A 25356-nucleotide genomic window follows, 5' to 3' on the forward strand; every position below is an offset into this window, starting at 1 on the left:
GTCCGCTTTGCCCAATTCATTCACCGATGATTTTATTAATTTTAATTAAATCAAAAAGATATTTACTATTTTTGCCGGTTAAGTTATCGCGTTAAATGTGATGAACTTAACAGCGGACATGGCTGGCGCCGGGGTGCAAAAAAGGGCATTTTCCACGGTAAGATTATCAGGAAAGGGTATCCTGCAAGCCCGTCCTGGACTATCCTTGTCAGCGTCTGGCACGCGTGTGCCTGTTTGCGCTTTTTTTGGCTGAAGGAGTAAAAAAATGGCGACAGGAAAGTCCTGCTCTCGCTGGTTTGCGGCCGTTGCGGCCATATTAATGGTGGTTAGCCTGAGTGGGTGTTTTGATAAAGAAGGCGATCAGCGCAAAGCGTTCATCGACTTCCTGCAGAATACGGCAATGCGTAGCGGCGAACGTCTGCCAACGCTTACCGCCGATCAGAAAAAACAGTTCGGCCCCTTCGTTTCCGATTATGCGGTGATTTACGCTTATTCACAGCAGGTCAGCCAGGCGATGGATGCAGGTCTGCGCCCGGTGGTTGATAGCGTTAACGCCATTCGCGTGGCGCAGGATTATACCACTCAGCGTGAACCGCTGCGTCAGGCTAACGGCGCGCTGGGCGTGCTGAGCCAGCAGCTGGAAAACGCCAAAATGCAGGCCGATGCCGCGCATGGTGCGCTGAAGCAGGCTGATGACCTTAAGCCGGTTTATGACCAGGTGTTTAATAAAGTCGTGACGGCGCCGGCGAATGCGCTGCAGCCGCTGATCCCGGCCGCGCAGATCTTTACTCAGCAGCTGGTCCAGGTGGGTGATTTTGTCGCTCAGCAGGGGACGCAGGTGAGCTTCGTGGCCAACGGTATTCAGTTCCCGACGTCACAGCAGGCGAGCCAGTACAATGCGCTGATCGCCCCGCTGGCCGCACAGCATCAGGCCTTTAATCAGGCCTGGACGGCGGCGGTTAACGCCACGCGTTAATCGGTATATCGCTGTTCTCCCGGCTGACGGCGTAAGCGCCGCCGGCCGGGCTTCTGCTTTTCTCGCTTACTTCACCTGCGGGTTCACACAGTTCTTCTCTACCTTGCCGTTCAACGCGTCAATCAGATTGTCTACCGCGCAGGCCGCCATGTTATAACGCGTCTCGTGGGTAGCGGAACCAATGTGTGGCAGCGCGACCACGTTCGACAGTTTCAGTAATGGCGAATCTTTTGCCAGTGGTTCATGTTCAAAGACATCAAGACCGGCGGCGTGGATCTCACCGGCCTGCAGCGCCGCAATCAGCGCCTGCTCGTCAACCACCGGACCGCGCCCGGCGTTAATGAAGATGGCGGAAGATTTCATTTTGGCAAACTGCGCTGCGCCGAACAGGTGGTGGGTCTCTTCGCTCAGCGGCAGGATCAGGCAGACGAAATCCGCTTCCTGTAACAGGGTATCCAGATCGCAGTAGCGGGCGTTAAAGCGCTCTTCCGCCTGCGGATGCTGACGGCGCGCGTTATACAGAATCGGCATGCCGAAACCGAAGTGGGCGCGCTGCGCCAGCGCCATGCCAATGCGGCCCATGCCGACGATGCCTAAGGTTTTATGGTGTACATCGCAGCCGAACCAGTCCGGCCCGATGCTTTTGGTCCATTCGCCCGCTTTCACGCGTTCAGCGACCTCAACCACCCGACGCGCGGTGCTCAGCACCAGCGCCATCACCGTATCGGCGACGGTTTCGGTCAGCACGGTCGGCGTATGCATCAGCAAAATCTTGCGCGCGTTCAACGCATCGACATCAAAATTGTCGTAGCCGACAGACACGGTAGAGGTCGCACGCAGCTTCGGCATTTTCTCCAGTAACGCGGCGTCAACCTTTTCACTCGAACCCAGTAAACCTTCCGCCTGGGCGAAAGCCTCCGCGTGCTGTGAAACGGTTTCCGGACGCAGGTTTTTCACCTGGGTGACGGAAAAATGTTCCTCCAGACGATGTAACAGGTCGTCGGGAAGCGTTTTATAGAGAATGACAGACGGCTTCATGCGAATCTCCGTAGCGTAAGTAGTTCAGGCGTGATGAGCGCCAAGCGGAAGTTTTTGATTCTTAGCAGGCTTAACAATTAAAGTAAGCCATACCGAGGCGAAAAGCGCCACACCCATGAAAATGTACGAGGCGGACGGGCTGCCGGTTGCGCCGTTGAGATAGCCGACGAACCATGAGCCAAAGAAGGAACCCAGCGCTCCCATACTGTTGATCAGCGCCATCGCGCCGCCGGCGACGTTGCGCGGCAGCATCTCCGGGATAATCGCAAAGAACGGGCCGTACGGGGCGTACATGGCCGCGCCGGCGATCACCAGCAGGGTATAAGAGACCCAGAAATGGTTGGCGCCGACGGCCCACGAGCCGATGAACGCCAGCCCGCCAATGAGCAGCAGCGGCCAGACAAACAGCTTACGGTTCTGCATCTTATCGGAAGCCCAGGAGACGGCGATCATCGCAATCGTTGCCGCCAGATAGGGTACTGAAGAGAGCCAGCCTACCTCGACCATCCCCATGTTTTCGCCGCCGCTGCGGATGATTGACGGCAGCCACAGTACGAAACCGTACACGCCGATGCTCCAGGCGAAATATTGCATACACAGCAGCACCACGTTGCGTGAACGGAAGGCTTCGCCATAGTTACGCACCGCTTTGATACCCTGCTGCTCGCGCTCCAGCTGTTCCTGCAGCGCCGCTTTTTCACTTTCCGCCAGCCAGTTCACCTGCGACGGTTTGTCTTTCACCAGTACCCACCAGCAGAAGGCCCAAATTACTGCAGGGATCCCTTCAAAGATAAACATTTCACGCCAGCCGAAGGCCTGGATCAGATAACCCGATACGACCGACATCCACAGTACGGTGACCGGGTTGCCGAGGATCAGGAAGGTGTTGGCGCGCGAACGCTCTGATTTGGTGAACCAGTTACTGATGTAAATCAGCATCGCCGGCATGACCGCCGCTTCCACCACGCCAAGAATAAAGCGGATGGCCGCCAGCGCCGGGATGTTATGCACTACGCCGGTCAGCGAGGCGCAGCCGCCCCACAGGATCAGGCAGATAAAGATAAGTTTACGCACGCTGCGGCGTTCGGCGTAAATCGCTCCGGGGATTTGGAAGAAGAAGTATCCAAGGAAGAAAAGGGCGCCCAGCAGCGATGAGATGCCTTTAGTGATGCCAAGGTCTTCGGTAATGCCCGCGGCCGATGCAAAGCTGAAGTTGGCGCGGTCAAGGTACGCCAGGCTATACGTGATAAACACGATAGGCATGATGTACCACCAACGTTTTGCTGCATTTGTTGAACTGTTCATAGGCTTGCCTCTGTCAATGAGGTGACATACGCCCGCCGGGACGGGCGCTGCTGTGCCGCACTGCATGTAGGGTACAGGACGGCTGTTTTAGGTGAAAAGATTATTCGCCCAGCGCTTCGCGGGTGGGCAGCCCTTCGCTATCGCCCTGGACCTGAATGGCCAGCGAGCCAATTTTGTTACCGCGGTTCACGGCTTGCGTCAGCGTTTTGCCTTCCAGCAGCGCGCTGATCACGCCGACGGCAAAGCCATCGCCCGCGCCGACGGTGTCCACCACGTTATCGACTTTAATCGCGGCGATGGCGCCCTGTTCGCCGTCAGCGGTCTTGAACCAGGCGCCGTCGCAGCCGGTTTTAATCACCACCGCCTTAACGCCGCGCGACAGATAGAAATCAGCGATACTTTCCGGCGTCTGCTGGCCGGTAAGAATCACCCCCTCTTTTAAGCCTGGCAAAACCCAATCAGCCTTGAAGGCGAGGCGGTTCAGTTTCTCCACCATCTCGGCTTCGCTTTTCCACAGTACCGGGCGCAGGTTTGGGTCAAAAGAGAGGGTTTTCCCTTCGGCTTTCATCACGTTGGCCGCATGTTCCAGCAATGCATACGAGCTGTCGGACAGCGCGGCGGCGACGCCGCTTAAGTGCAAATGGCGGGCGCTGGTGAAGTAATCGGCGCGGAAATCTTCCGTCGACAGATGGCTGGCAGCCGATCCTTTACGGAAATATTCCACGATGGGATCGGTTCCATTTTCGACTTTAGATTTCATCTGGAAGCCGGTAGCGTAGCGCTCGTCAACGGCTACGCCGCGCGCGTCAATACCTTCTTTGGCCAGTGAATTCAGCACGAAACGGCCAAAACTATCGTTGCCGACGCGGCTCACCCAGCCCACCTTCAGCCCCAGTCGCGCCAGTCCGGTCGCCACGTTCAGTTCAGCGCCGGCCACGCGTTTGATAAAGCGTTCAACTTCCGCCAGTTCGCCGGTTTCGGTGGCGACAAACATCGCCATGGCTTCGCCAATGGTAATGACATCTAAGTTTTCCATGGCTTAATCCTCGCGTAGCAGGTCAACGTAATGGCGGGTGACGGCGGTCAGGTCGTCGCCGACCAGCGGGAATTCAATACCGCGCGGCGCGTCGGCGGGCAGGTTATCGAGCAGCGCCAGCCAGCGTGCGTCCGCCTGGTCCGGCGGGACGGCGCGATACTTCTCATGATGAGGCTCCGCCGCCTTCACATGAATATAGCTGACTGCGGGGGCCAGATGGCGTGCGGCTTCTTCCGGCGAATCGCCGACCCACAGCCAGTTCCCCATGTCGAAAGTCAGCGTCACCGGCATCTGATGGACCCGACAGGCGGCTTTGAAGCGCTGCATCGGCGCCAGTTGGCCGCAATCGGTCTGGTCATTTTCCACCACCAGCGCCATGCCGCTGTCGCTCAGAATATCGCGCAGCGTCTCCAGCTGTTGATTATGGATGAAATGACCGAGGGAGAGCTTCAGCCACAGGGCGTTGAGGGTTTGCGCTTCCTCAAGTAATGACGGGAGATTAGGATTGAGCTCGCCATTGTCGGCGAACAGCGCTTGCGGCGCGGAGTAGCAGGCCAGCAGGCCCCGTTTTTCAATGTCGGCCGCCAGCGTCGGCAACTGCTTCAGTTCCGCCGCGCTGAACAGCTCGCGGCGAATTTCCACGCCATCGGCGCCGGAACCGGCGATAAAGGGTAATACGGCGGACTGCCCGCCAAGCGCTTTAACGTGGTCGTTGCCATAAGCGGCGGTGACGACAATGATTTTTCTGGCCATTGAACAAACTCCTGGCGTGGTGGGGCTTAACTCCCTATTACGCTAGATGGTACCGGTTCCAAAGAAAAGGCCAGGATGTTTAATTTATGATCGTCATCACGATGAATCGTTAACGAGAAGTTGATCCCCGCACAATGAGCTCGCCGGAGAACACCCGCTCGCAGATGGGGTCGCTGCCGCCTTCGATACGTCTGACGACCTGTTCGACTGCGGCATAGCCAATCTGCCAGGTTGGTTGTTTGAGGGTGGTGATGCCGACGCCGGCCAGCTCCGCCCATTCCAGCTCATCGAAGCCCAGCAGGCCGATATCGCTGCCCCAGATGAGGTCAACGCGCTTCAGCGAGCGGGCTACCTGTAACGTCAGGGCGCCGTTGGCGGAAATCACCGCTTTGCGCATTCCGCGGTGGCGGGCGTGGAACTGGCGCAGGACGTTATCCATCATGGCGCCATCGTTAAGCGGTACTTCAGCATTTTCCGCCACTACGCCAGTATAGCGCTGTAGGGTGGCGCGGAAGGCGTCCAGGCGCTCGCGGCGGGTGTTAACGGAGCCAATCGGCTCGCTTAAAAACAGCAGCGCTTCAAAACCCTTTTCTACCAGATGCTCGGTGGCGGTGGTGGCGGCCTGGGTGTTATCCAGCCCCACGACATCACAGGCGAAATCGGGGATTTTACGGTCGATAAGCACCATCGGCAGCGCGGATTGCTGCAGACGGTTGAGGCCTTCTTCGCGCATGCCGACCGCATTAACCACAATCCCTTCAACCTGATAGCTGCGTAAGAGGTCGAGATAGTGGAGCTCCTGATCGATTTCGTTGTTGGTATTACATACCAGCAAGGTGAAGCCTTTTTCGCGGCAGGCGGCTTCGATCCCGCTTAACACGTTCACGGAGTAAGGGTTAGTGATATCGGCGATGATCAGGCCAATCAGGCGGGTACGGCCATGTTTCAGGCCACGGGCCATCAGGCTGGGACGGTAGTTGAGCTCGGCAATCGCTTTTTCAATCCGCGCCAGTAGATCGTCGGATAGCAGATGCTTTTCGCCGTTGAGATAGCGTGAAATGCTGGTTTTACCGGTCTTCGCGGCTTTCGCCACGTCGCTGATGGTTGCTCGCGCCGCTTTCGCCATGATGGCTTCCTTTGCTGAAAATCTGCCAACACCTTAGCGCGAAAAATAGCGATATCAAGCATTTTGCCCGGCAGGAAGGCTGCCGGGCCGGAAACGAGAAGATTACTGCAGCGGGCTGAGGGTAATTTCCACGCGACGGTTCTGCGCTTTGCCTTCCGCCGTGCTGTTGCTGGCGATCGGATTCGCCGGGCCCATGCCGGTGGTGCGAATACGGTTAGCCGCCACGCCCTGAGTGATGAGCGCGCTGGCGACGCTGTCGGCACGCTGTTGTGACAGACGCATGTTCAGATCGTTGCTGCCGGTGCTATCGGTATATCCGACGACGTTAACGGCGGTTTTCTCGTACTCTTTCAGCACCATCGCGACGCCGGTCAGGGTGTTGGCGCCTGCAGGTTTCAGGTTGGCGCTGCTGCTGTCAAAGGTGACGTTATTCGGCATGTTGAGCACGATGTTGTCGCCATTTCGCGTCACGCTGACGCCGGTTCCCTGCATTTTTTCGCGCAGTTTCGCTTCCTGCACGTCCATGTAATAACCGATGCCGCCGCCGAGCGCCGCGCCTGCCGCTGCGCCAATCAGCGCGCCTTTGCCGCGGTCATGTTTGGAAGAGGAGAGCGCGCCGACGCCTGCGCCCACTAAGGAGCCGATACCCGCGCCGATGCCGGATTTTCCTGCTTCGCGTTCGCCGGTATAAGGGTTGGTAGTACAACCAGAAATAGCCAGTGTGCCGCTAACGATAGCAGCAATCATCAGTACGCGTTTTTTCATCTTATTTCCTTAATCCTTTTTATTCTTTGCCACCGCAAGCGTGACGGTTGATTATGACGTCCGAATACGGAGAAAATTCCCCGCAGGGTATCTCTTTTTGTAAGTAACATTGAACGGTTGACTAACAAACCGCCACAACACCTGCATTCGCTGACCCAGGAGCCTGCTTTGCCAACCTCATCTGCAACTAAAACCATCCTAACCGCGGCCCACTGGGGGCCAATGCTGGTAGAGACGGATGGTGAAAATGTGATTTCGTCCCGCGGCGCGCTGGACACTCCCTTCGCCAACTCGCTGCAAACGGCGGTGCGCGAACAGGTGCACAGCAAAACTCGCGTTCGCTATCCGATGGTGCGAAAAGGCTTTCTCGCCTCGCCCCAACAGCCGCAGGGCGTGCGCGGTCAGGATGAATTCGTGCGGGTAAGCTGGGAGCAGGCGCTTGACCTGATTGATGCTCAGCATCGGCGGATCCGTGAAAGCTACGGCCCGCAGTCGATTTTCGCCGGTTCCTATGGCTGGCGTTCTAACGGCGTGTTGCATAAGGCGGCAACCTTGCTGCAGCGCTATATGAGTCTTGCCGGGGGCTATACCGGACACCTCGGCGATTATTCAACCGGCGCGGCGCAGGCGATCATGCCTTACGTGGTAGGCGGTAATGAAGTTTATCAGCAGCAGACCAGCTGGCCGCTTATTCTGGAGCACAGCGAGGTGGTGGTGCTGTGGAGCGCTAATCCGCTGAATACGCTGAAAATTGCCTGGAACGCCTCGGATGAACAAGGGATCCCCTGGTTTGATCGCCTGCGCCAGAGCGGCAAACGGCTGATCTGTATCGATCCCATGCGATCGGAAAGCGTTGATTTCTTTGGCGAATCAATGGAGTGGATCGCGCCGCATATGGGCACTGACGTCGCGTTGATGCTGGGGATCGCCCATACCCTGGTCGAGCATGGCTGGCAGGACGATGAATTCCTCGCCCGCTGTACCAGCGGTTATGACATTTTCGCCCGCTATTTGAGTGGTGAAAGCGATGGCGTCGCCAAAACCGCCGAATGGGCTGCGGCGATCTGCGGCGTAGCGGCGGATAAAATCCGCGAACTGGCAAAACTTTTCCATGAAAATACCACCATGCTGATGTCCGGCTGGGGCATGCAGCGCCAGCAGTTTGGCGAGCAAAAACACTGGATGCTGGTGACGCTGGCGGCGATGCTGGGGCAGATTGGCACGCCCGGCGGCGGTTTTGGTCTTTCTTACCACTTTGCCAACGGCGGCAACCCGACGCGCCGCGCCGCGGTGCTGGCCTCTATGCAGGGGAGCGTGGCGGGAGGAACCGATGCGGTGGAGAAAATCCCGGTCGCCCGTATCGTTGAGGCGCTGGAAAACCCTGGGGCAAGCTATCAGTACAACGGGATGACGCGACGCTTTCCCGATATCCGCTTTATCTGGTGGGCGGGCGGCGCCAACTTTACCCATCATCAGGATACCAACCGCCTGATTCAGGCCTGGCAGAAGCCGGAGCTGGTTGTGATTTCCGAATGCTTCTGGACCGCCGCCGCGCGCCATGCCGATATCGTCTTACCGGCGACCACTTCGTTTGAGCGCAACGATCTGACCATGACCGGGGACTACAGCAATCAGCATCTGGTGCCGATGAAGCGGGTAGTCGCGCCGCGCGATGAAGCGCGCGACGATTTTGATGTCTTTGCGGACCTGAGCGAACGCTGGGAGGCGGGCGGTCGCGAACGTTTCACCGAAGGAAAAAACGATTTGCAATGGCTGGAGACCTTCTACCAGATTGCCGTCCAACGCGGGGCGCAGCAGCAGGTGACGCTGCCGCCGTTTGCCGAATTCTGGCAGGCTAACCAGCTAATTGAAATGCCGGAAAACCCGGATAACGCCCGTTTCTCCCGCTTCGCGGCATTCCGCGCAGACCCGCAGGCTAACCCGTTAAAAACCGCGAGCGGGAAAATTGAAATTCACTCGCCGACCATTGCCGGCTTTGGCTATGCCGATTGTCCGCCGCACCCGATGTGGCTCGAGCCTGATGAGTGGCACGGCAACGCCGAGGCGGGTCAGCTACAGGTGCTTTCCGCCCACCCGGCGCACCGCCTGCATAGCCAGTTGAATCAGACTTCGCTTCGAGAACGCTACGCCGTCGCCGGGCGTGAACCGCTGACTATCCATCCGCTGGACGCGCAGGCGCGCAATATCGCCGACGGCGATCTGGTGCGGGTGTGGAATTCACGTGGTCAGGTACTGGCCGGCGCGGTGGTCACGGAAGGTATTCGCCCGGGGGTGATTTGCCTGCATGAAGGCGCATGGCCGGATATCGACCCCGATGCCGGAATTTGCAAAAACGGCGCGGTGAACGTGCTGACGAAAGATATTCCGACCTCGCGTCTGGGCAACGGTTGCGCCGGGAATACGGCGCTGGCATGGCTGGAAAAATATGATGGACCCGCGTTGGCGCTCAGCGCATTTGATCCGCCGGCCAATGCATAATCCAGGTCGGATGCTGGGTGTCGTCCTGCCACGCGCAGTCTTCTATACGGAAGCCCTGCGCGTGGTAGAAATTCACCGCCCGCACGTTTTTCTGATAAACCTCCAGACTTAGCCAGTCGTAGTGCTGCTTGATCTCATCAAGCAGCGCGCGGCCGATACCGTGGCGGATCGCTTGCGGGGCGACGAAAAGCGCCCCGACGAAGCGCGAATCCATCACGCTGACAAACCCTTTCAGCGCATCATTCTCCTGCCACACCCAGGTGGCGGCGGCGGGAAGATAGACATCGCGCACGACTTCCAGACTCTCCCGCCAGTAGCTTTCTGCAATGAACGGATGCGCGTAAATAGTGCTTTCCAGCCACAACTCGAGTAGCGGGCCGGTCTCTGCGGCATCCCATTTTTTGATCATGCTGGTCTCCCGGGGTGGCAACAGCAACCGGTCACGTGATCGTTGACTAACCCGCAGGCCTGCATAAATGAATAACAGATAGTGGAGCCGACGAATTTAAAGCCGCGCTTTTTCAGCGCCTTAGATAGAGCATCGGAGGCTGGTGTGGTGGTGGGGATTTCGGCGAGCGTCGCGGCATGGGTAATTTGCGGCTGATTATCGACAAACGACCAGACAAAATCGCTGAATGCTTCACCGTTGGCTTCCATGGCGAGAAACGCCCGCGCATTGCCGATGATGGCCTGGATCTTCCCCCGATGGCGGATGATGCCCGCATCCTGTAACAGGCGCTCGACGTCAGCTTCATCCATGGCCGCTACGCGAATCGGGTCAAACTGGTGAAAGGCCTGACGATAGTTTTCCCGTTTTTTCAGTACGGTTATCCACGAGAGTCCCGCCTGCTGGCCTTCGAGGCAGATCATTTCAAACAGCTTTTGCGGCGTTCTCTCGGCGACTCCCCATTCGTTATCGTGATACTGGATATAAAGAGGATCCTGGCTTACCCATCCGCAACGTTGCATGTTTCTCTCCCTTTCGTCAGAAAACTTTTTCATCCGCCTTGACGGCTGAAAGATAAAGATAATAGTTAATACAGGGAAACCACTTCCCATCAACTCCTTATACTTCAAGTTGCGTAGAAGTGGGCGGCAGCTCGAATTATTTTGAGTATAAAAACACAGCAACATTGCCGATTCGGCTCTTTTGGAGTCGCATTAATGATAATAAAGAAATGCAATGGCCTCCGGGGTGGGTTGGTCCCGGCGTGCATCACTATCTGGGTGTCGTGTGTTTCAGGCGCCAATGCCTGGCAACAGGAATATATCGCTAACGATACAAAAAGTAATACGTCGGAACGCTATACATGGGATAGCGATCACCAACCGCGTTATGAAGATATTCTCGCCGAGCGAATGAGGGCGTCAGAAGCGCCCGCCGGACTGGCGTTGAATCAGGCGCTGGCGCCGCCGGATTTGAGTCACGGCATGAGCGTGGGATGGAACTACTCACTGGCCAGCGGCGTGACCTCCGGGCCGGTCGCCAGCTTGCGTAGCGATCTCAACCCGCCGCCCGCGACGCGTCGTGCGGGCGAAAGTATTTACGTCAACACGCTCGGCTGGCGTATGGATTACCAACAGCTATGGGGCGTGCATCCATGGGCGCAGGTGAGCTATAACCAGTCTATCTCTATCGATAACAATGCGTCGATTAGCCGCGGAAAAGACGGTAGCTGGGGCGACGTCACGCTGGGCGCAGATATGCCGCTGGGTTCACATCTGGCGGCGTGGGCTACACTTTCACAGGCAGATAACGTTCCGTCGGGTGAAAATACGCTGTATCTGATGGGCGTCAGCGCCAATTTCTGACCGAATTTGTTACGCATTTGAAATGCAGTCGTTACTGTTAAATCTCAGTAACGGCGCGTTTCTGTGAGGTAGCGCACACTAACTTTTTGAGTGAAATTTAGGGAATGAATGTTTTGCAATGTCATTCATTCCGCCATAAATGCATTTCATTCCTCATTGATGGCAGTTCATGCCGTTTTCCCCCACCGGATTTGGGGATTTGGTTATTGTGGCGGCAGTTAATCCTTCAGGACATCTGCTATGAACGCTGCAAACACTCAATATACCCGTTGGCTCACGCTGATTGGCACGATCATTACGCAATTCGCTCTGGGATCGGTTTATACATGGAGTTTGTTTAATAGTTCTCTGGCCAGCAAACTGGACGAGCCAGTAAGCCAGGTGGCATTTTCCTTCGGCCTGTTAAGTCTTGGGCTGGCGTTATCCTCTTCCGTTGCCGGTAAATTGCAGGAACGCTTTGGCGTGAAACGCGTCACCATGGCATCCGGCATCCTGCTTGGCGTCGGCTTTTTCCTCACAGCCCATGCCAACAGCCTGATGATGCTGTGGTTGAGCGCCGGCCTGCTGGTCGGTCTGGCGGACGGTGCGGGCTATCTGCTGACGTTGTCGAACTGCGTGAAGTGGTTCCCCGAGCGTAAAGGTCTGATTTCCGCCTTCTCAATTGGCGCTTATGGCCTTGGCAGCCTCGGTTTTAAATTTATCGATAGTCACTTGCTGGCGACGGTCGGGCTGGAAAAAACCTTTGTTATCTGGGGCGCTATCGTACTGGTGATGATCGTCTTTGGCGCCACCATGATGAAAGATGCGCCGAATCATCCCGCGACCACTACCGCCAACGGCGTTGTCGAAAATGATTTCACCCTTGCTGAATCCATGCGTAAACCGCAGTACTGGATGCTGGCGGTGATGTTCCTGACGGCCTGCATGAGCGGTCTGTATGTGATTGGTGTAGCAAAAGATATCGCGCAGGGCATGGTGCATCTCGACGTGGCGACGGCGGCGAATGCGGTTACCGTGATTTCTATCGCTAACCTGAGCGGCCGCCTGGTGCTGGGTATCCTGTCCGACAAAATCTCCCGTATCCGCGTGATTACCATCGGTCAAGTGGTCTCCCTGGTTGGTATGGCGGCCCTGCTGTTCGCGCCGCTAAATGCGATGACCTTCTTTGCGGCGATTGCCTGTGTGGCCTTTAACTTCGGCGGCACCATTACCGTCTTCCCGTCGCTGGTAAGCGAGTTCTTTGGCCTCAATAACCTGGCGAAAAACTACGGCGTGATTTATCTCGGCTTCGGTATCGGTAGTATTTGCGGTTCGCTGATTGCCTCCGTGTTCGGCGGCTTCTACGTCACCTTCTGCGTCATCTTCGCTCTGCTGATTTTGTCGCTGGCGCTTTCCACTACCATTCGTCAGCCGAAAAGCGAAATTTACCACCAGGCGCACGCCTGATAGCATCGCCCTTCCTAAGCGAATAATGCCTTACCAGCCAGATATTTTGTAAATATCTGGCTGAATCACATTCCTCGCGGATACTTTTCCCATTTGCTGTGGTCTACTTAGCGCGCTTTGTAGAGGTTTCCGATAACCAACCCAGACGCACTTAATTAATCTTCCTGTTTATATCGTTTTAATCAGGGCGGTTTTATCTCTTCGTTTCCCAGGTTTGCTTGCATGAAATACATTAAAACGATGTCGCAGCAGAAGCTGAGTTTTTGGCTTGCGCTGTACATCGGCTGGTTTATGAACGCCGCGGTGTTTTTCCGTCGTTTCGATGGTTACGCTCAAGAGTTTACCGTCTGGAAAGGGTTGTCCGGAGTGGTGGAACTGGTGGCGACGGTGCTGGTCACCTTCTTCCTGCTGCGTCTGCTCTCGTTATTTGGCCGTCGGGTCTGGCGCATCTTAGCCACGCTGGTGGTGCTGTTTTCCGCTGGGGCAAGTTATTACATGACTTTCCTCAATGTGGTGATTGGCTACGGCATAATCGCTTCGGTGATGACCACCGATATTGACCTGTCGAAAGAGGTTATCGGCTGGCATCTGATCCTCTGGCTGGCCGCGGTTAGCGTGTTGCCGCTCCTTCTTATCTGGAGCAACCGCTGCCGTAAGACGCTGCTGCAACAGGTCAAAACGCCGGGTCAGCGGGTGAAAAATATCCTGATAGTCGTGCTGGCCGGGCTGATGGTCTGGGGGCCGATTCGCCTGCTTGAGCTACGTCAGCATGATATCGAGCGCAACTCTGAAGTCGATATGCCAAGCTACGGCGGCGTCATTGCCAACTCGTATCTGCCTTCTAACTGGCTGTCGGCGCTCGGGCTGTACGCCTGGGCGCAGGTGGATGAGTCGTCTGATAATAAATCGTTGATTAATCCGGCGAAAAAATTCACCTACGTGGCGCCGCAGGATCTTGATGATACTTACGTGGTGTTTATCATCGGCGAGACCACCCGCTGGGATCATATGGGTATACTCGGCTATAACCGCAATACCACGCCGAAGCTGGCGCAAGAGAAGAATCTTGTCGCATTCCGCGGCACCTCTTGCGATACCGCCACCAAGCTGTCGTTGCGCTGTATGTTTGTGCGCGAGGGCGGGGCGGATGATAATCCGCAGCGGACGTTGAAAGAGCAGAATGTGTTCGCTGTTCTGCACCAGCTAGGTTTTGCCGGCGACCTGTACGCTATGCAGAGCGAGATGTGGTTCTACAGCAATACGATGGCCAACAATATCGCCTATCGCGAGCAGATCGGCGCCGAGCCGCGCAACCGCGGCAAGAACGTGGATGATATGCTGCTGGTCGATGAGATGAAGCGCGGTATGGAGCAAAATCCTGATGGCAAGCGCTTGATTATCCTGCATACCAAGGGATCGCATTTTAACTACACCCAGCGGTATCCGCGCAGCTTCGCGCAATGGAAACCGGAGTGTATCGGCGTGGACAGCAAATGTTCGAAGGCCGAGTTGATAAACTCTTACGATAATAGCGTCACCTACGTGGATCACTTTATCGTCAGCGTGCTGGACCAACTGCGTGATAAAAAGGCTATCGTGTTCTACGCCGCCGATCACGGCGAGTCGATTAATGAACACGAACATCTGCACGGTACGCCGCGTATGATGGCGCCGCCGGAACAGTTCCGCGTGCCGATGATGGTCTGGATGTCGGATAAGTATCTGGCGAACCCGGACCATGCCGCCTCCTTTGCGCGTCTCAAGCAGCAGGCGGCAACGAAGGCTCCGCACCGTCACGTTGAGCTGTATGACACCATTATGGGTTGTCTTGGTTATACCTCGCCGGACGGCGGGATTAATGAAAACAATAACTGGTGTCGCGTGCCGGCTTCGAAGAAAGCGGTGAAAGAATAGCTGCAGTGGCGAGATTCTCGCCGCTTGATTGATTTTTTGCTAATAAGGCATTGACGGGTGTGCATCCCAGCAGTAAGATGCGCCCCGCATTCGGTGATTGGCGCAGCCTGGTAGCGCACTTCGTTCGGGACGAAGGGGTCGGAGGTTCGAATCCTCTATCACCGACCAAATTCGAAAAGCCTGCTCAACGAGCAGGCTTTTTTTGCATCTGTGGCCCGAAGAGGATGAGAACCTCCGGGGGCAGAGGTTCGACTCGAGCGCTTCCCTGATCGCGGCGCAAGCGCCTTATCAGGGCTACATTCGCACAGCGCATAACCAGCCCGGTAGCCCGGCTAAGCGCAGCGCAAGCCGGGGTGAAAACCTTGTCAGAATCACAAAAATCGCATTTCCCCGCGCATCTCGCCAGCTGTTCGCTGTTTTGTGACATCTTCCATTGCTTTTTTTTATCGATGAATAGATCTTTTTTCGCGAAGCTTATGACTAAGTACAGCATTTTCCGCTGTGCGTTTTAACGTTCGCGCTATTAATCGCTCACATAATGGCCACATGGGAAGAAATTTTCACCATTTTTAAGAATTGTTTATCACCAGATGTTGCAAACTATTAAGGGCTTTATTCTGGTTTATTGCCGGTAGCATAAATTTCTCTGCTGAAAATAGCGTCATCAAGTTTTTTTAATCTTTGCCCACCGATTCTCACCCCTGACGCAAAACCCGGTTAGCTGTATTGACGTTTCTCCATTCTGTTGACAGATTGTACGGCATGAGGGGCATTTCATGGAGAATCCGTACTGCAACTCAGTCGTTTTAGCGAACGGAATCCCCATCTCTCTCAACGCCTTCGGGCACCACCGACCAGACCGGGTAAAAAATAAATAAAGGTCTGGCGGCTATATGCAAACAACATCACAGTTTTGGAGCAGAATAATGAGTATTTCCTTGAAAAAGTCAGGGATGCTGAAGCTTGGTCTGAGCCTGGTCGCCATGACCGTCGCCGCAAGCGTACAAGCTAAAACCCTGGTTTATTGTTCTGAAGGTTCGCCGGAAGGCTTTAACCCACAGCTATTCACCTCTGGTACCACCTATGACGCCAGCTCGGTACCTATTTACAACCGCCTGGTTGAATTCAAAACCGGTACGACCGAAGTTATTCCTGGCCTGGCTGAGAAGTGGGATGTCAGCGAGGATGGTAAAACCTATACTTTCCACCTGCGTAAAGGCGTGAAGTGGCAGGATAATAAAGATTTTAAACCGACGCGCGATCTGAATGCCGACGACGTGGTGTTCTCCTTCGACCGTCAGAAAAATGACAAAAACCCGTACCATAAAGTCTCTGGCGGCAGCTATGAGTACTTCGAAGGGATGGGCCTGCAGGACCTGATTAGCGAAGTGAAGAAAGTGGACGATAATACCGTCCAGTTCGTGCTGACTCGCCCGGAAGCGCCGTTCCTCGCTGACCTGGCGATGGACTTTGCTTCTATCCTGTCGAAAGAATATGCCGACAACATGCTGAAAGCCGGCACGCCGGAAAAAGTAGACCTTAACCCAATCGGCACTGGCCCATTCCAACTGCTGCAGTACCAAAAAGACTCGCGCATTCTGTATAAAGCCTTCCCGGGCTACTGGGGCACCAAGCCGCAGATCGATCGTCTGGTCTTCTCCATCACCCCTGACGCTTCCGTACGCTACGCCAAGCTGCAGAAAAACGAATGCCAGGTGATGCCTTATCCGAACCCGGCTGACATCGCGCGCATGAAGGAAGATAAAAACATCAACCTGCTGGAACAGCCGGGTCTGAACGTGGGTTATCTCTCCTTCAACACCGAGAAAAAACCGCTCGATAACGTCAAAGTTCGCCAGGCGCTGACCTACGCGGTGAACAAAGAAGCGATCATCAAAGCCGTTTATCAGGGCGCCGGCCAGTCGGCGAAGAACCTGATCCCGCCGACCATGTGGGGCTATAACGATGACGTTAAAGACTACACCTACGATCCTGAAAAGGCGAAGCAGCTGCTGAAAGAAGCGGGCATGGAAAAAGGCTTCACCATCGACCTGTGGGCAATGCCGGTACAGCGTCCGTATAACCCGAACGCGCGCCGTATGGCTGAAATGATCCAGGCTGACTGGGCGAAAGTCGGCGTACAGGCCAAGATCGTCACCTATGAGTGGGGCGAGTACCTGAAACGTGCAAAAGCGGGCGAACACCAGACCGTGATGATGGGCTGGACCGGCGACAACGGGGATCCGGATAACTTCTTCGCAACTCTGTTCAGCTGCGCCGCGGCGAAAGACGGCTCTAACTACTCTCGCTGGTGCTACAAGCCGTTTGAAGACCTCATTCAACCGGCGCGCGCCACCGACGACCACAACAAGCGTATTGAACTGTACAAACAGGCTCAGGTAGTGATGCATGACCAGGCTCCGGCGCTGATCATCGCCCACTCCACCGTTTACGAGCCAGTGCGTAAAGAAGTCAAAGGCTATGTGGTTGATCCGCTTGGCAAACACCACTTCGATAACGTCTCTGTCGAATAATAAGCACGATGCCTGACCCCCTCTCCCCGCGTGGGAGAGGCGGGGGGCGTATTCCCGCTATTCGGGGAATACATTTGTGAGCAATACAGACGCCTTGTCACCAGGCCTGGCGTCACTAGAGAGAATCCGGGTTATGTTGCAGTTTATTCTCCGACGTTTGGGACTCGTCATCCCGACATTTATCGGTATTACCCTTCTCACCTTTGCCTTCGTTCATATGATCCCCGGCGATCCGGTGATGATTATGGCGGGCGAACGTGGTATTTCCCCCGAACGTCACGCGCAGCTGCTGGCCGAAATGGGCCTCGATAAGCCGCTGTGGCAGCAATATGCCCATTATATTTGGGGCGTACTGCACGGTGATTTAGGGATCTCGCTGAAAAGCCGCATTCCCGTGTGGCAAGAGTTTGTGCCACGCTTCAAGGCCACCCTCGAATTGGGCGTCTGCGCGATGATTTTCGCCGTCGCCGTCGGTATTCCGGTGGGCGTGCTGGCTGCGGTAAAACGCGGCTCCATCTTTGACCATACCGCCGTGGGCCTGGCGCTGACCGGCTACTCGATGCCTATCTTCTGGTGGGGCATGATGCTGATTATGCTGGTTTCGGTACAGTTGAACCTGACGCCGGTATCCGGGCGTATCAGCGATACGGTATTCCTTGACGATACCCTGCCGCTGACCGGTTTTATGCTGATTGACACCGCCATCTGGGGTGAACAGGGCGACTTTATCGATGCCTTAATGCATATGATCCTACCCGCCATCGTGCTGGGTACGATTCCGCTGGCGGTGATCGTGCGTATGACCCGATCGTCGATGCTGGAAGTGCTGGGCGAGGATTACATCCGTACCGCTCGCGCTAAGGGGTTAACCCGCATGCGGGTGATTGTCATCCATGCGCTACGCAACGCGATGCTGCCGGTGGTTACGGTGATTGGTCTGCAGGTGGGCACGCTGCTGGCGGGCGCCATTCTGACCGAAACGATTTTTTCGTGGCCAGGTTTAGGCCGCTGGCTTATCGATGCGCTACAGCGCCGCGATTATCCAGTTGTGCAGGGCGGGGTGCTGCTGGTGGCGACGATGATTATTCTCGTCAACCTGCTGGTCGACCTGCTGTACGGCGTGGTGAACCCGCGTATCCGGCATAAGAAGTAAGGGGCCATCATGTCACAAATTACAGAAAATAAAGTTGTCGCCGCGCCGGTGCCAATGACCCCGCTGCAGGAGTTCTGGCACTATTTCAAACGCAACAAAGGGGCAGTCGTCGGGTTGGTATACGTGGCGGTGATGATTATCATCGCGGTATTCGCCAACTTTCTCGCCCCTTATAACCCGGCGGATCAGTTCCGTGATTCGCTGCTGGCACCGCCGTTCTGGCAGGATGGCGGCAGTATGGCGCACCTGCTTGGCACCGATGACGTGGGGCGCGATATTCTCTCGCGCCTGATGTACGGCGCGCGCCTGTCGCTGCTGGTGGGCTGTCTGGTGGTAGTGCTGTCGCTGATCCTCGGCGTAGTGCTGGGGCTGGTTGCTGGCTATTTCGGCGGGGTGGTGGACTCCATCATCATGCGCGTGGTCGATATCATGCTGGCGCTGCCCAGCCTGCTGCTGGCGTTGGTGCTGGTGGCTATCTTCGGGCCGTCAATCGTCAATGCTTCGCTGGCGCTCACCTTCGTTGCTCTACCGCACTATGTGCGTCTGACGCGCGCGGCGGTGCTGGTGGAAGTGCACCGCGATTACGTGACCGCTTCCCGCGTAGCGGGCGCCGGCGCGATGCGCCAGATGTTCGTTAATATTCTCCCTAACTGTCTTGCGCCGTTGATCGTTCAGGCGTCGCTGGGCTTCTCTAACGCCATTCTCGACATGGCAGCGCTGGGGTTCCTCGGCATGGGCGCGCAGCCGCCGACGCCTGAGTGGGGCACCATGCTTTCCGACGTATTGCAGTTCGCACAAAGCGCCTGGTGGGTGGTGACCTTCCCGGGCGTGGCGATCCTGCTGACGGTGCTGGCATTTAACCTGATGGGTGACGGTCTGCGTGACGCGCTCGATCCCAAACTGAAGCAGTAAGAGGTTCGAGATGGCGTTATTAAATGTAGATAAATTATCGGTGCATTTCGGCGAGCAAAATGCGCCGTTCCGCGCCGTGGACCGCATCAGCTATAGCGTGAAGCAGGGCGAAGTGGTCGGTATCGTGGGCGAGTCGGGTTCCGGTAAGTCGGTGAGTTCGCTGGCGATTATGGGCCTGATTGACTACCCCGGTCGGGTGATGGCGGACAAACTGGAATTTAACGGCCGCGATCTGCAGCGAATTTCGGAAAAAGAGCGGCGTCAGCTGGTGGGGGCGGAAGTGGCAATGATCTTCCAGGATCCGATGACCAGCCTCAACCCGTGCTTTACCGTCGGCTATCAGATAATGGAAGCGATTAAGGTCCATCAGGGCGGCAATAAGCAAACCCGCCGCCAGCGGGCGATCGACCTGCTGAACCTGGTGGGTATTCCTGACCCGGCGTCGCGGTTGGACGTTTACCCGCATCAGCTTTCCGGTGGGATGAGCCAGCGCGTGATGATCGCGATGGCTATCGCCTGCCGGCCAAAACTGCTGATTGCCGATGAACCGACCACCGCGCTGGATGTGACCATTCAGGCGCAGATTATCGAACTGCTGCTGGAGTTGCAGCAGCAAGAAAATATGGCGCTGGTGTTGATTACCCATGACCTGGCGCTGGTGGCGGAAGCCGCGCATAAAATTATCGTCATGTACGCGGGTCAGGTGGTGGAGACCGGGGATGCGAAAGATATCTTCCGCGCGCCGCGCCATCCTTACACCCAGGCGCTGCTGCGCGCGCTGCCAGAGTTTGCCCAGGATAAGGCGCGTCTCGCATCGCTACCGGGGGTAGTTCCGGGGAAATATGACCGCCCAAACGGATGCCTGCTGAACCCGCGCTGCCCCTATGCCACGGATAAATGCCGGAGCGAAGAGCCCGCGCTCGCGGATCTCGACGGCGGCCGTCAGTCAAAATGCCACTACCCACTCGATGATGCCGGGAGGCCTGGATTATGAGTACGCAAAAGGCCGCCACGCAACAACCGCTGTTGCAGGCCATAGATCTGAAAAAACACTATCCGGTGAAGAAAGGGTTGTTTGCTCCGGAACGGTTGGTAAAAGCGCTGGACGGCGTCTCCTTTACCCTTGAACGCGGTAAAACGCTGGCGGTGGTGGGGGAGTCGGGATGCGGCAAATCGACGCTGGGTCGTTTGCTGACGATGATTGAAATTCCCACCGGCGGCGAGCTGTATTATCAGGGGCAGGATCTGCTCAAGCACGACCCGCAGGCGCAAAAGCTGCGGCGGCAAAAAATTCAGATTGTGTTTCAGAATCCATATGGTTCGCTGAACCCGCGTAAAAAAGTGGGGCAGATTCTGGAAGAGCCGCTGTTGATCAACAGTAGCCTGAGCAAAGAGCAGCGGCGTGAAAAAGCGCTGGCGATGATGGCGAAGGTGGGCCTGAAAACGGAACATTACGATCGCTACCCGCATATGTTCTCCGGCGGCCAGCGCCAGCGTATCGCTATTGCCCGCGGACTGATGCTGGATCCGGATGTGGTGATAGCCGATGAGCCGGTTTCCGCGCTGGATGTTTCGGTACGTGCGCAGGTGCTGAACCTGATGATGGACCTGCAGCAGGATTTAGGTTTGTCCTACGTGTTTATCTCCCACGATCTCTCGGTCGTCGAGCACATCGCTGATGAAGTCATGGTGATGTATCTTGGCCGCTGCGTGGAGAAGGGGACCAAGGACCAGATCTTTAATAACCCGCGTCATCCGTATACTCAGGCCCTGTTGTCAGCGACGCCGCGTCTGAATCCGGACGATCGACGCGAGCGCATCAAGCTCACCGGCGAACTGCCGAGCCCGCTGAATCCGCCGCCGGGCTGCGCCTTCAATGCGCGCTGCCGCCGACGCTTTGGCCCATGCACTCAGCTTCAGCCGCAGCTTAAGGATTACGGTGGCCAACTGGTGGCCTGCTTTGCCGTTGATCAGGATGAGAATCCCGAGAAAGCGCGGGCGTGATGGGAAGCGGGTTGTCGCGTGATGATTTCTGCGGGGGAGGGCTGGAATGCGCCTCGCAGATTGCCAAAGGGCGTGGTGAAGGCGATGACAAGGAGCAGTAGAATCGACGCCAAGCCGGGTTCGCCCGGTGAGGCGCAATGTTGCGGGGGCTTGAACCCCGGCGGCATAGATAAGTTGCTGGAAAGAGAAAACCCTCGCACGTTGCTGGTGTTAACCAGGCAACTGAACGAGGGCTATCACTAACTCCAGACAAGTTAAAGATAGCCGCGAACGGTTGCCATTGCAATACAGGCGGCTCTATGACGCTCACACAGTTAGGTCTGATCTTATGGGACGATCTGGCGGCGCCGATAATTGCTGGCATTGTGGTCAGCATTATCGTCAGCTGGATGCACAACCAGAAGTGACGGACCGGCGGGCGTGAGTCTGCTGCGTTGGCAATTTGCGCCCGAACAGGCCGCAGGAATTCTCCTGCGGCCTTTTTCGTCTTTACTGCGGATACGGCACCCAACTGCCGCCGTTTAGCTGCACGTAGGGTTTGCCCTGATACTGAATGACAATGGCGTTGGAGTTTTCTGATACCGCCGCGGTCTGCGGCAGATTTGCGGTGTATTGCTGCCAGTTGACGTTATCTTCGGTAAACATCTTACCGTCCAGGGCGCGCACCACCAGTTCAGAAACCGCGAGGTAGCTGGAAGGCTGAGTGATTTCCACCGCGGCGCCCTGATGCGGAGCCTTCATGCCGAAGAATTTCACCGCCGCAGGTACGTTGGTAATCGACGGGCTTGGGATATCGCGCAGCCCGGAAACCTGCATCTTATCCCCCTTCAGCGCGGCGCCGTGTTCCGGCACCACCACCACCATCACTTTACGCCCCGATTTTTCCAGTTCGGTGAAGAAGGCGTCCAGCTCATCAAAGAACTTCTGCGCGCGGGCTTTATAGTCGGCCGTTTTGCTTTGGCCGGGATAATGGTTGCCATCGTGCAGCGGCAGCGTGTTGTAGAAGGTCGCGGTACGGGGCGTGTTAAGCTTCTCGGTAGACTGTAGCCAGCGATCGAGCGTCGCCTGGTCGTCGTAAACCGGCGATCCGTCGAAGCCTTGCAGGATTACCGGCAAACCGCTCTGATCCATCAGCGGACTCTGCATGCCGCCGAGCGAGCGAACCTCTTTGAGGAAGTCGCCGAATACGCCGTTATGCCCCAGCATCAGCTGTTGGGTAAAGCCGAGTTTGGCCAGATTTTCGAACAGGTAGCACTCGTTGCCAGACGGCTGATACAGGTTGTTATGCGATAGCTGGCCGCAGCTGGCGCGCAGCAGGCGAACGGCTGCCGGGCCGCTGTAGGAAGTGGCGGAGTTAAAGTTTTTGAAGAGGATATCGAAATGTTTCCACAGCGGATGATCCATCAACCCGGCAGCCTCAATGTCTGACCATGACAGGGAACAGATATTAATAACCAGCAGATCGAACGGCTGCGCATCCCCAGGCAGCTGATCCGGGAACGGTGTTTTTCTTTTCTGTTCAGAAGCATAGAAAGTTTTCAGCCAATTGCTAAGGTTAGCTGAGGTTGGCGGTTCGGTCTGCGGCGGGATATCGCCGCTGGCGGCGGCGCTGGTTGATGCCGCGGCTGTTGTCGTTCCACCGGTCGTTGCCGCCGGCGTGGCCGCTGCGGTGGTCGGCTGCCCGGCGGGCCATAAAGTAAAGGAGGGCAGCAGCGGGCTGATAACCAGCCAGACCATGATCGCCGAAACGAAGACGGTAACGCGCAGCCATTGACTGATGAATAGCCACAGCACCAGCAGCACAAAGAAGGCGCCGACCATATTCCAGTTAATAAAACGGGTGATCAGGTCCCAGATGTAATCGGCGCTGAAACCGGCGATTTGCGAGCCCTGGCTCATGATGCTTTCCGGACCCGGTAACCAGGTGTCATGCCAGAACAGGGCAAAGCCGAGCGGAATCGCTATCCAGTGGCGTATCCGGTGCAGTTTTTCACGGGGGATCGGCACCAGCAAAAAGGCGAGGAACACCAGGTTGAGCATTGGATGGAAGTTCAGGTATCCCGCCCACAGCAGGGCAAACTTCACGAGAAAATAGAAGTTCCAGCCGGACAGGCCGCGCCAGTACTGCCATAGCGGAAGCGGCGTAGCGGTAGTTTTTGCTTTGGTCATTTTTTCGGTTTGCCCTGCCTGGTCGCGCTCTCCCGGCGCAGTACGCCGGCCGGTTTCACGAAACGGGGTTTAAAGAACATCAAACGTAAAGTGGTGCGAATACGGCGCTGATAATGACGCGTCAGGTATCCCAGCGGGAAAAATAGCAGGGCGCACAATACGATCAGCTGAATGATATCGGCGATAGACATCATGACCGCGGTTCTCCGTCGGTGGAGAGTCGCCAGGGTTCAGGGATTCGCCGCCACTGGCGCCCATCGTGTTTAACGTTAAGGGCTTCGTTTTTGCCCACCGTAATCGGCAGCGGCGTGTTCCAGTTGTCAGGAGATATGCCGCGCATCAACAGGATTTCCGCGGAAATTTGCTTATCTTCGAACCAAATCATACGGTTAGAGAAAATGTCTCCGGTCGGTAAAGGGAAGATATGGTTTAACGCCGTGTCCAGGTCATTTACCCGGCAAAACGATAAAAACAGCACTAATCGATTATTACCGATCGTCGCGATATCGCCCATGCGGTTGGGTTTACAAAGGGTTAACGCCTGTTCGACACGTAGCCCCGGCGCGGGGCGCAGCGCCACCATTACCCCTTTGCTATCCGGCGGCAGCAGCGTGTTGGCCATGATATTGCTGACCGCTTCACAGAAGGCGTCCCACTTTTGATAACCGCGAAGTTTAAGCGGCCGGCTCCAGGTCAACAGCGTGTTGAAGTCTTCCGGAACGTGGCGAGTAAATTTCTGCTTTTGCACGCTTTCAATAAGCGTGAGGCATCGAGAAAGCCCGGCGCTGCAGGGGATTACCATGTTGGCGCCGCTGCTTAACAGCAAGCGTTCATCGGTGGCGCGCAGGCTCGGCGTTTGTTCACGTACCACGATTTTTAAGGCGCTGCCGCGCTGGCGACGCAGGGTATGGATATAGCGTCCGAGCTGCTCTATTTGCTCATTTTGGGTAATGGAAAATAGCAAGGTGGCCGCCTGCGCGGTACGACCGGCTTCAAAGACGGCGTCATTGGTTTCGAACAGCGTCCAGTATTCGGAAAGCGCAGGCGCCCCTTCCAGCACGCGCAAATTACTGAGGACGATTTTTTCGTCGCTACGCGGTTGCACTGCCGCTTCTTCGCTCTGCGCCAGCCGCCAGCCCTCATCATCGTGTAAAATAACCAGCTGCTGCTGCGCGCTAATACCTTTCTCACTGCCCCACCACGCGATATCAAATAGATGGCTATCGCCCTGATAACGAATGCTCGCCAGCCCGGAAAGGGCGCGGTACTGGCGTAATAACGGAGAAAGTTGTTTGTCGGTATCATTAGCCGAATTAAGTACCATAAGAGAGCAGTTATGGTATTTGGCCCATCGATTAGATTTTTCTACCCAATGGAGTAATTCTTCTGTTTTTATATTTTGCCAGGAATTTTCTGTACATAGCAGAATAAATAAATAGTTGCCAGGTTCCATAGAACAAAGTATGTCGCGGTGCAACTCCTGCAGGCCTTCCGGGCGATCTGGCATCGTGAATAATGCGATTTTATCAGGACCGCGATATTTTCTTAATGATATGACTTCATTAGGTTTTTTACCCATTATTATGGCGGCGACCTTGCTTTCCGGAGCCTGGCTTTCCAGCGTTTGATTCAGCAGGCTGACGGCGTCGGCATAGCGGTCGACATTAAGCCACCATACCCCGCCAACGGGCATATGGCATACTTCGTCCCATAATGATGAAATACCCAATGTATATACAATATCCACGATGTTCCTCGCGTGCCCTATTTACAATGATTAGTTTACTAGCGAAAGCGTGAGAGTAAACCTAACATTGAAATTAAAGGACATCAGTTTTAGCATGTACACGTAATTTTAGGGATGAGCGGTTTCCACTTCCTGGTTTTATAATGTGTTTTTCGAATGGACAGAGA

At 55.9% G+C, this 25356-nt stretch carries 22 protein-coding genes and 1 tRNA gene; 12 read left to right on the forward strand and 11 right to left on the reverse strand.

Annotated elements, in window-relative coordinates; all coding sequences use genetic code 11:
* The first annotated feature begins 265 nt into the window (after positions 1 to 265).
* Positions 266 to 976 carry a DUF3053 domain-containing protein gene (locus PGS10_RS09790; RefSeq protein WP_045390744.1) on the forward strand — a complete coding sequence of 237 codons (711 nt, stop codon included), beginning with the start codon at positions 266 to 268 and terminating at the stop codon, positions 974 to 976.
* Positions 977 to 1042: 66 nt separating this feature from the next.
* Here PGS10_RS09790 and ghrB read toward each other — a convergent pair whose 3' ends face one another.
* The 6 genes from ghrB to PGS10_RS09820 form a co-directional block, all read right to left on the reverse strand.
* Positions 1043 to 2014: a glyoxylate/hydroxypyruvate reductase GhrB gene (ghrB, locus tag PGS10_RS09795; protein ID WP_047078832.1), complete on the reverse strand. Its 972-nt coding sequence runs from the start codon at positions 2012 to 2014 to the stop codon at positions 1043 to 1045.
* 24 nt (positions 2015 to 2038) lie between these two features.
* Positions 2039 to 3319 (reverse strand): MFS transporter, encoded by a 1281-nt coding sequence (locus PGS10_RS09800; protein ID WP_045390750.1) that lies wholly within the window; start codon positions 3317 to 3319, stop codon positions 2039 to 2041.
* Between the two features lie 100 nt (positions 3320 to 3419).
* Positions 3420 to 4355, reverse strand: a complete 936-nt coding sequence (locus tag PGS10_RS09805; protein WP_316422812.1) for a sugar kinase — start codon at positions 4353 to 4355, stop codon at positions 3420 to 3422.
* A 3-nt stretch (positions 4356 to 4358) separates the two neighbouring features.
* Complete coding sequence (locus PGS10_RS09810; RefSeq protein ID WP_045390756.1) at positions 4359 to 5108, reverse strand: sugar phosphate isomerase/epimerase family protein; 750 nt, start codon at positions 5106 to 5108, stop codon at positions 4359 to 4361.
* A gap of 109 nt (positions 5109 to 5217) precedes the next feature.
* Entirely contained in the window at positions 5218 to 6234 is a 1017-nt protein-coding gene (locus PGS10_RS09815) for a LacI family DNA-binding transcriptional regulator (RefSeq protein ID WP_045390758.1), read from the reverse strand.
* 102 nt (positions 6235 to 6336) lie between these two features.
* A complete protein-coding gene (locus tag PGS10_RS09820; RefSeq protein ID WP_015369222.1) occupies positions 6337 to 6999 on the reverse strand; it encodes an OmpA family lipoprotein in 663 nt (220 codons plus the stop codon).
* Between the two features lie 168 nt (positions 7000 to 7167).
* Between PGS10_RS09820 and PGS10_RS09825 the strand changes: the two genes are divergently transcribed.
* A complete protein-coding gene (locus tag PGS10_RS09825; RefSeq protein ID WP_316422814.1) occupies positions 7168 to 9498 on the forward strand; it encodes a molybdopterin guanine dinucleotide-containing S/N-oxide reductase in 2331 nt (776 codons plus the stop codon).
* Here the strand turns inward: PGS10_RS09825 and PGS10_RS09830 are convergent.
* On the reverse strand, positions 9467 to 9907 hold the full coding sequence (locus PGS10_RS09830) for an N-acetyltransferase (protein WP_047078836.1): 441 nt from the start codon (positions 9905 to 9907) through the stop codon (positions 9467 to 9469). The genes PGS10_RS09825 and PGS10_RS09830 overlap by 32 nt on opposite strands.
* Positions 9904 to 10467: a DNA-3-methyladenine glycosylase I gene (tag, locus tag PGS10_RS09835; RefSeq protein ID WP_047047771.1), complete on the reverse strand. Its 564-nt coding sequence runs from the start codon at positions 10465 to 10467 to the stop codon at positions 9904 to 9906. The genes PGS10_RS09830 and tag overlap by 4 nt, the downstream gene beginning before the upstream one ends.
* Positions 10468 to 10725: 258 nt before the next feature.
* On the opposite strand from tag, the gene PGS10_RS09840 reads away from it, so the two are divergent.
* The 10 genes from PGS10_RS09840 to PGS10_RS09885 all read left to right on the forward strand — a co-directional run bounded on the left by PGS10_RS09840 (position 10726) and on the right by PGS10_RS09885 (position 21680).
* Complete coding sequence (locus tag PGS10_RS09840; protein ID WP_161801957.1) at positions 10726 to 11310, forward strand: autotransporter outer membrane beta-barrel domain-containing protein; 585 nt, start codon at positions 10726 to 10728, stop codon at positions 11308 to 11310.
* 240 nt (positions 11311 to 11550) lie between these two features.
* Positions 11551 to 12756 (forward strand): L-lactate MFS transporter, encoded by a 1206-nt coding sequence (locus PGS10_RS09845; protein WP_045390772.1) that lies wholly within the window; start codon positions 11551 to 11553, stop codon positions 12754 to 12756.
* A gap of 222 nt (positions 12757 to 12978) precedes the next feature.
* Positions 12979 to 14670 (forward strand): kdo(2)-lipid A phosphoethanolamine 7''-transferase, encoded by a 1692-nt coding sequence (eptB, locus tag PGS10_RS09850; protein ID WP_045390774.1) that lies wholly within the window; start codon positions 12979 to 12981, stop codon positions 14668 to 14670.
* 91 nt (positions 14671 to 14761) lie between these two features.
* A tRNA-Pro gene (locus tag PGS10_RS09855) sits at positions 14762 to 14838 on the forward strand.
* A gap of 758 nt (positions 14839 to 15596) precedes the next feature.
* Entirely contained in the window at positions 15597 to 17204 is a 1608-nt protein-coding gene (dppA, locus tag PGS10_RS09860) for a dipeptide ABC transporter periplasmic-binding protein DppA (RefSeq protein WP_047047780.1), read from the forward strand.
* Positions 17205 to 17337: 133 nt separating this feature from the next.
* Complete coding sequence (gene dppB, locus PGS10_RS09865) at positions 17338 to 18357, forward strand: dipeptide ABC transporter permease DppB (RefSeq protein ID WP_002921786.1); 1020 nt, start codon at positions 17338 to 17340, stop codon at positions 18355 to 18357.
* 9 nt (positions 18358 to 18366) lie between these two features.
* The gene (gene dppC / locus PGS10_RS09870; RefSeq protein WP_045390783.1) at positions 18367 to 19269 is read left to right on the forward strand and encodes a dipeptide ABC transporter permease DppC; all 903 of its coding nucleotides are present in this window, start codon (positions 18367 to 18369) and stop codon (positions 19267 to 19269) included.
* 10 nt (positions 19270 to 19279) lie between these two features.
* Entirely contained in the window at positions 19280 to 20263 is a 984-nt protein-coding gene (dppD, locus tag PGS10_RS09875; protein WP_045390786.1) for a dipeptide ABC transporter ATP-binding protein, read from the forward strand.
* Complete coding sequence (gene dppF / locus PGS10_RS09880; RefSeq protein WP_015369233.1) at positions 20260 to 21273, forward strand: dipeptide ABC transporter ATP-binding subunit DppF; 1014 nt, start codon at positions 20260 to 20262, stop codon at positions 21271 to 21273. The genes dppD and dppF overlap by 4 nt, the downstream gene beginning before the upstream one ends.
* Before the next feature lie 299 nt (positions 21274 to 21572).
* Positions 21573 to 21680 carry a type I toxin-antitoxin system toxin Ldr family protein gene (locus PGS10_RS09885; RefSeq protein ID WP_015703763.1) on the forward strand — a complete coding sequence of 36 codons (108 nt, stop codon included), beginning with the start codon at positions 21573 to 21575 and terminating at the stop codon, positions 21678 to 21680.
* A gap of 82 nt (positions 21681 to 21762) precedes the next feature.
* Here the strand turns inward: PGS10_RS09885 and bcsG are convergent, their stop codons facing one another.
* Genes bcsG through bcsE form a run of 3 tightly spaced genes read right to left on the reverse strand, consistent with a single transcriptional unit; the run spans position 21763 to position 25189 of the window.
* Entirely contained in the window at positions 21763 to 23442 is a 1680-nt protein-coding gene (gene bcsG / locus PGS10_RS09890; protein ID WP_047047789.1) for a cellulose biosynthesis protein BcsG, read from the reverse strand.
* Complete coding sequence (bcsF, locus tag PGS10_RS09895) at positions 23439 to 23636, reverse strand: cellulose biosynthesis protein BcsF (RefSeq protein ID WP_045390791.1); 198 nt, start codon at positions 23634 to 23636, stop codon at positions 23439 to 23441. Before bcsF ends, bcsG begins: the two co-directional genes overlap by 4 nt.
* A complete protein-coding gene (gene bcsE, locus PGS10_RS09900) occupies positions 23633 to 25189 on the reverse strand; it encodes a cellulose biosynthesis protein BcsE (protein WP_047047793.1) in 1557 nt (518 codons plus the stop codon). Before bcsE ends, bcsF begins: the two co-directional genes overlap by 4 nt.
* Positions 25190 to 25356 lie beyond the last annotated feature (167 nt).

The organism is Klebsiella sp. 141153 (assembly GCF_032601995.1).
Lineage (GTDB): Bacteria > Pseudomonadota > Gammaproteobacteria > Enterobacterales > Enterobacteriaceae > Klebsiella > Klebsiella aerogenes.